We start from the raw sequence: 6,796 nt of genomic DNA, 5'->3' as shown, positions 1-6,796 counted from the left end.
AGAGACTGCCGCTGGCCGGTCAGTTCGTGCTGGACGTTGTCAACGGCCAGCAAGGCATCGGCACTGGCGATAACCGCCTCGGTGCTGGCGATCAAACACTGCTCGGGCGAGCCGTCTAACGCATGGGCGCGCTCCAGTAACGCGGCGGCGACATCGAGACGAATCTGCAGATCACCGATCTTGCCGATCACGTAAGGGTCTTCGACCAGACGCTGTACGCCACTGAACGTCCAGGGCCGGCCCTGTTCGCGCAAGTAGTCCAGGGTCTGCTGCAAACCCTGGCGCGCATGCGTGAGGTCTTCGGCGGCAACCGCCAGTTGGGTGTCGATAGTTGAATGAGACAAATGACTGCTCCTCGATCAATTCCAGGCGTGACGCGGCGGCGCGACATCGTTGAGTACGCGATTGCCTATCAGGTGGTATTTCCAGCGGGCAGGATCGTGCAGCGTGTGGGTTCTGGCATTGCGCCAATACCGGTCCAGATTCAGCGAACCCAGCACCGAGCGAGTGCCGGCCAGTTCGAACAGCGTGCTGCTGATCAGCAAGGCGATCTGTGCCGACAACACTTTGGCTTGTGCAACGACGACAGAAGCCTGCGCGACGCTGGCTTCACTGGGGGCGGCCAGCGCCTGGTCTATGGCCTGCCCGGCCTTGGTCAGGATCGCGTCGGTGCCCTGTAGCCGCCATTGCAAATCACCCACGGTGGCAATACTGAACGGGTCCTGCCAGCCGAAGTCCTGCTTGCTGTCGATCCACGGCCGCGCCAGCCGCGCGTGCTTGAGGGTTTCCTCGAACGCACCGTGGGCGATACCGGTATCGACCGCCGCCTGGATGATCTGCGAAATCGGGCCATGAGCCGTGGGCTCGTCAAACGCCCGATGCGCCGGAATCACTGCTCTCCGGGGCACCGTCACTGCCTTCAGGACCGCACCACCGCTGGCCGTGGTGCGCTGACCGAAGCCGTCCCAGCTGTCGATGATGGTCAGGCCGGGGTCGTCGCGCTCCACAAACGCGATGTACGCGTTGTCCTGCTCATCGACGCCCACGACCGGAACGATGTGGGCGAACAAGGCACCGGTGCAGTAGAACTTCTCACCGTCCACCACCGCCTGCTCGCCGTCGAAGCGGATGCGGGTCTGGAAGGTGCCTGCGTTCTTGCTTTTCGATTCCGAGAAGGCGTTGCCAAAGCGATAACCCGCCAGCGCCTTGGCAAAGTAGTGACGCTTCTGCTCTTCGGTGCCGGTCTGCAACAGGATGTCGAGGATGCCCAAGTGATTCTGTGGGATCTGTCCCAGCGATGGATCGGCTGCGGAGATGATCTTGATCACCTCGGCAACCGTCACATAAGACACGCCAGCACCGCCGTAGGCTTTGGGGACCGTGATCGCCCACAGACCGCTGGCGGAGAATTCATCCAGCTCTGCAATGGGCAGACGGCGCTCACGATCACGGACTGAGGCCTCTTCGGCAAAACGGGCAGCAAGCGCTCTGGCGATCTGGATGGCCTCGGCATCCGAGGCAATGACATGAGCCCTTGGCGGGCTTTGTACGGGTTGGGTCATGGGCAGATTCCTGATCATCAATAACAGGTTGAAAGCGGCTCAACACACAGGATTCAGGTCTTGCACAGGCCGTGCCGAATTTACTAATGCTTTAAATTCAAAGGATTAGGTGACGCTTCTAACGTTGAATCAGCGTTCATACCAACACATTGTTCGAACGCTGTTGCTGGGCGAACAGCCAAGCCTGGTGCGCCACAGCCCCTGGACGACCACGCATAACGCTTGCGTCGAGCATGGGTCGAAAGTGCCCCAACCATTGAGAGGGTCTCTCGACGAACCTCGCTGTTCGGTTTGCAGCAGGCTGTTGCGCCGCTGTTGCACGGCCAACAGCGGCAGCCGCCTTTGAAATAAATAGCGCTTAAAAACAAGGGTTTAAGTTCAGGCACAGACTGTGCAATCACTTGAGCGACCCCTCATTGGCCCACCGCCAATCTTCCAGCGCTCAGGAGCACTGCATGACTTTATTGACCGACGCAAACCCTCTGTCACTTGGAACCGACTATGAAACCCTCGCCAACCGCTTCCGCCCGCTCTTTCGTGAAATAGGCGCAGGCGCGGTCGAGCGGGAAAAGGAGCGTGCCCTGCCCCACGAGCCGATTGCCTGGCTCAAGCAGGCAGGCTTTGGCGCAGTCCGCGTGCCCAAGGAATATGGCGGCGCCGGCGCCTCGGTGGGTCAACTGTTCCGGTTGTTGATCGAACTGGCTGAAGCCGACTCGAACATCGTGCAAGCGTTGCGGGCGCACTTTGCTTTTGTCGAGGACCGCCTGAACGCCCCCGCCAGCCCGGAACGGGACACTTGGTTCGCACGTTTCGTGGCAGGTGATCTGGTCGGTAATGGCTGGACCGAGGTCGGTGCGGTACAGATTGGCGAGGTCATCACCAAAGTCAGCGCCCAAGGCGACGGCTTTGTGCTCAACGGCCGCAAGTTTTACAGCACCGGCAGCATCTTCGCTGACTGGATCGATGTGTACGCGCAGCGTGCCGATAACGGCGCTGACGTGATCGCCGTGGTCGATGCGCATCATGCCGGTGTGCGTCACAGCGATGACTGGGACGGGTTTGGCCAGCGCACCACTGGCAGCGGCACCTCGGTCTACGAGAACGTGCCGCTGCCCGCCGAACACGTCATCCCCTTCGAGCAGCGTTTCAAGTACCAAACGGCTTTTTATCAGTTGGTATTGCTGGCCGTACTGGCAGGCATCGGTCGGGCTGTCGAGCGGGATATCGCTCAGGAAGTGCGGGATCGCAAGCGTGTGTTCAGCACAGGCAATGCCGACAGTGTGAGCCAGGACGCTCAGGTGCAGCAGGTGGTCGGGCAGATTGCAGCGCAGGTTTATGCAGCCGAGGCCGCCACCCTGCGTTCGGCAGAATCTTTGCAGCGTGCGTATGTGGCCCGGTTCGGTCGCGATGCGCAACAGGAGAAGGACGCCAACATCGCCGCCGAAATCGAAACCGCCAAGGCGCAGGTAGTCGTCTCGGAACTGGTGCTGCGCGCAGCCACAGACCTGTTCAACGCATTGGGTGCATCAGGCGTGAGCGTCAATAAGGCACTTGACCGGCACTGGCGCAACGCACGCACGGCGGCGTCGCACAATCCGCTGATCTACAAGGCGCGTATCGTCGGCGACTGGCGCATCAACGGCACCGAGCCGCCTTATGTCTGGCAGATCGGCAACGGCTCGGGCAAGGCCTGAGCCGCTTTTTTATTGAGCATTCTGTAGCAGGTGACGGCTGGCGAAACTGAAGGCCAGCACCAGAAAGATCAGCGTCCCGGTTGCCACCTGCTGCCAATAGAAATTCCAGCCGATCAACAGCAAGCCGTTGGCGATCACGTTGATAAAAAGCACACCCAATAGCGTTCCGATAATGTTGGGACGCCCTTGACGACTCAACGTAGTGCCCATGAACACCGCACCAATCGCGCTGATCAGGTAGGCATTGCCGGACATCGGCACGTAGGCGTTGACCGTCGAACTGAGCAGGATGCCCGCCACCGCACAGGCCAGTGCGCTTCCGATAAACACCTGCACGACCACCCGCCGGGTCGACAGGCCCGAGTAATACGCCAATTGTGGCTGCGTGCCCACCGCCAGGATTTCACGCCCCAATCGCCCGCGCGCCAGCACCAGCCCGTAGCCGCCCGCCAGCAGCGCGACCAGCCAGACCGGTAGCGGCAGGCCCAGCACCACAACACCGGTAATGCCGGGCAACACACCCTGAGCGATATAGATCGGCTGCCCGCCGTCCGACAGCAACTGCTGCACGCTGGTGCCAATGAATAGCGTGCCCAGTGTCGCCAGAAACGGCGAAATACGAAGGCCCGCGATCAGCAGCGCATTGAACGCCCCGGCCGCGCCACCTGCCAGCAACGCAACAACGATGGCCACAAACAGCCCATGACCGCCATTGAGCGCAACCACAAATGCCAGGCTGGCGAAGTCCACGGCGGTGCTCACCGACAGGTCGATACCGCCCGCCGCCACCGCCCAGGTCATGCCGACAGCGATGATCGCCAGCAACAGAAAGTTGTTCAGGATCAGGCTCAACAGGTTACCCCAACTCAGGAAACCCGGTGCCTCCAGGGCGAAGAACACCAGAATGATCAGGACCAGCACCGGTAAAGTGGCCGTTAAAAGGCGCGGCACAATGCTGTTTCGTGCCGATGAAGCAGTCAATGTCAGCGTCCTCATTGTTCACCCTCCGGTTGGCCAACGGCGCCAGAAAAGGCCACCACCAGCAGAATCAGTACGCCTTGCACGCCGTTGACCCAGAAGCTTGAAATGTTCAGCAACTGAAAGCCGTTGATGAGAAAGCCCAGCAACAGGGTCGCCATCAAGGTGCCAGGGATATTGGCGGTCAGGCGTCTGGAAAACACCGAGCCGAGAAAAGCGATTGCTACCACCGACAGCAGCATGTCGCCGGAGCCTGTCGTGCTGCCGCTGAACAGAGCCGCCGAGCAAAACGCGCCCAGGGCGGCGCAGATCCCGGCAATCAGGTACGTGGCGAACACATAACCACGACGATTCAACCCGGCCGCCTGAGCGGCCAATGGGTATTCGCCAATGGCGTACAGGCGCAGCCCAAAGGCGCTGTGCTGGATAGCCACCTGCAAAACGGCGGCCACGCCCAACAGCATCCAGGCCAGCGCCGGTATGCCCAGCCATTCACCCGACGCCAGCACGTCCAGCAGTTCGGAATCGGTGGCCAGTACGGTGTTCTGGGTCAGCACCAGTTCCAGCCCCGCCACCAGGTTCATGCTCGCCAGCGTCGCCAATAACGGCGGCAATCTGAGAGCCACCACGGCCAGGCCATTCAATGCCCCCACCAGCACACCGCAGCCCAGCGTGAGCGCGACGGTTTGCCAAGTGCCCTGGCCTGCATTGTTGAGGCTGCTGTAGACCGCCGCGCACAACCCCAGATTGGCCGCCAGCGACAGGTCCAGACCGCCGCGAACCACATTGGAACCACCGCCGATGACCACGCAGGTCAGCCCCAGCGCGAGAATGCCCAGTACGGCCGATTGGGCGAACACGTTGCTGACGTTGCCCACGCTCAAGAAGTTCGGCGCACTCAGCGCAAACCCCAGCAGGATGATCAGAAACACCAGCAAGGAGCCACGTTGAGCCAGGCGCACCAGCCAGGCTGCCGGCACACGGGAAGGCCGACTAAGGGGAAGGTCAGGCGTGGACATGTTTACGCTCCTCATGGCCCTGCTTGATGACTGTCTCACGCTCGCTGGCACCTGTAGCACAGGCCAGCAACTGATCGCTGTCGGTGGTGCGCGCATCGAATTCCCCGGCGATCCGGCCCCGGTGCAGTACCACGATGCGGCGGGTGATACCGATCAGTTCTGGCAAGTCCGAGGACAGCACCAGAACGGCAGCGCCGCCTTCGGCCAGCCGGGCAATCAGCCGATAGATTTCAGTCTTGGCGCCGATGTCGACACCCACACTCGGCTCGTCCAGCAAATACAACGACGAATGTCGGCTAAGCCATTTGGCCAGCGCGACCTTCTGCTGATTGCCCCCGCTGAGCGATTGCACCGCGCTGTCCGGTCCCGAGGTCTTGATCGCCAGTTCATCGATCAGTCGCTTGCTTTCGAGCGTCTGCGCCTTGCTGTCCAGCAGTCCCCAGCGGCTGAACCGGCCCAGACTGGCCAGCGTAATGTTCTCCAGCACCGACAGCGCTGCAGCAATGCCGTGGCTGCGCCGTTCTTCCGGCACCAGCGCAATGCCGTGGCGTACCGCATCCCGTGGCGATTTCAGGCGCAGCGGATTGCCATTGAGCAAAAGCTCGCCATGCGAGGGCCTGACCAGTCCGAACAGGCTCTTGAGCAGCTCCTTTGCTCCTGAACCGACCAATCCGGTCAGCCCGACCACTTCGCCACGTCGTACGGTCAGATCAATGCCTTGGTACGCGTGGTGTGCGCCCAGCCCCTTCAGCTCAAGCACGGGTGGCCCAAGGGCCGCTTGCGCTCGGGGATACAGCTCGCCAACGTCGCGATTGACCATCAGCCGGGCAATTTGGGCGGTGCTGGTGACAGCCGGGTCCACCACCGCCACGTCACGCCCGTTGCGCAGTACCGTGACCTGATCACACAGCGATTCGATTTCCTGCAGGTAATGGGAGATGTACAGAATCGTCAGCCCTTCATGGCGCAGTCGCCGCACGATGGCCAGCAACCGGTCCACTTCCCGCTTGACCAGCGACACGCTCGGCTCGTCGAACACCAGTATTCTGGGTGTCGCAATCAGTGCGCGGATGATCTGCACAATCTGCCGTTGAGCGCTGTCCAGATCCCGAATCAGCGCTCCCTTGGGCAACTGCATGGCGAAATAATCCTGAATCAGCCGCGCCGCCTCACGCTCCTGAGCGCGACGATCCACCCATAGGCCGCGTTTGATTTCCTGGCCGAAAAACAGCGCCTCACCCACCGTAAAACTGGCAGGCAGCAAGCGTTCCTGATGAATGAACTGCACACCCAGAGCCTCGACCTGACGCGGCGTGAACGCATCGAAAGCCTGGCCATGAATGCTCAGGCTGCCTTGGTCGGCCTGATGGATGCCGGCCAGGACCTTGATCAGGGTCGATTTGCCAGCGCCGTTCTCACCCACCAGGCCGTGGATGGTTCCGGGCTGGACCCGCAGATCGACCCCGTCCAGCGCCTGGGTCGCCCCGAAGCGTTTGTAGAGGCCTTGCAGGTCCAAGGCAGGCGGCGACGTCACTGAAGTCAT

At 61.4% G+C, this 6,796-nt stretch carries 6 protein-coding genes; 1 reads left to right on the top strand and 5 read right to left on the bottom strand.

Annotated features, from left to right (window positions below):
• Positions 1-344, bottom strand: a 344-nt coding sequence (locus ALP40_RS19675; protein ID WP_122209858.1) for an acyl-CoA dehydrogenase, incomplete at its 3' end; no start/stop codon positions are given.
• A 15-nt stretch (positions 345-359) separates the two neighbouring features.
• Entirely contained in the window at positions 360-1,562 is a 1,203-nt protein-coding gene (locus ALP40_RS19670; RefSeq protein WP_122209857.1) for an SfnB family sulfur acquisition oxidoreductase, read from the bottom strand.
• Between the two features lie 455 nt (positions 1,563-2,017).
• On the opposite strand from ALP40_RS19670, the gene ALP40_RS19665 reads away from it, so the two are divergent.
• Complete coding sequence (locus ALP40_RS19665; protein WP_122209856.1) at positions 2,018-3,256, top strand: acyl-CoA dehydrogenase family protein; 1,239 nt, start codon at positions 2,018-2,020, stop codon at positions 3,254-3,256.
• Between the two features lie 9 nt (positions 3,257-3,265).
• On the opposite strand, the gene ALP40_RS19660 is transcribed toward ALP40_RS19665, so the two are convergent.
• Genes ALP40_RS19660 through ALP40_RS19650 form a run of 3 tightly spaced genes read right to left on the bottom strand, consistent with a single transcriptional unit; the run spans position 3,266 to position 6,796 of the window.
• Positions 3,266-4,252 carry an ABC transporter permease gene (locus ALP40_RS19660; protein WP_122209855.1) on the bottom strand — a complete coding sequence of 329 codons (987 nt, stop codon included), beginning with the start codon at positions 4,250-4,252 and terminating at the stop codon, positions 3,266-3,268.
• The gene (locus tag ALP40_RS19655) at positions 4,249-5,253 is read right to left on the bottom strand and encodes an ABC transporter permease (RefSeq protein ID WP_122209854.1); all 1,005 of its coding nucleotides are present in this window, start codon (positions 5,251-5,253) and stop codon (positions 4,249-4,251) included. The genes ALP40_RS19660 and ALP40_RS19655 overlap by 4 nt, the downstream gene beginning before the upstream one ends.
• Entirely contained in the window at positions 5,240-6,796 is a 1,557-nt protein-coding gene (locus ALP40_RS19650) for a sugar ABC transporter ATP-binding protein (protein ID WP_122209853.1), read from the bottom strand. The genes ALP40_RS19655 and ALP40_RS19650 overlap by 14 nt, the downstream gene beginning before the upstream one ends.

It is taken from the genome of Pseudomonas viridiflava (assembly GCF_003702045.1).
GTDB lineage: Bacteria > Pseudomonadota > Gammaproteobacteria > Pseudomonadales > Pseudomonadaceae > Aquipseudomonas > Aquipseudomonas viridiflava_C.
This window is presented reverse-complemented; position numbering and strand designations above follow the sequence as displayed.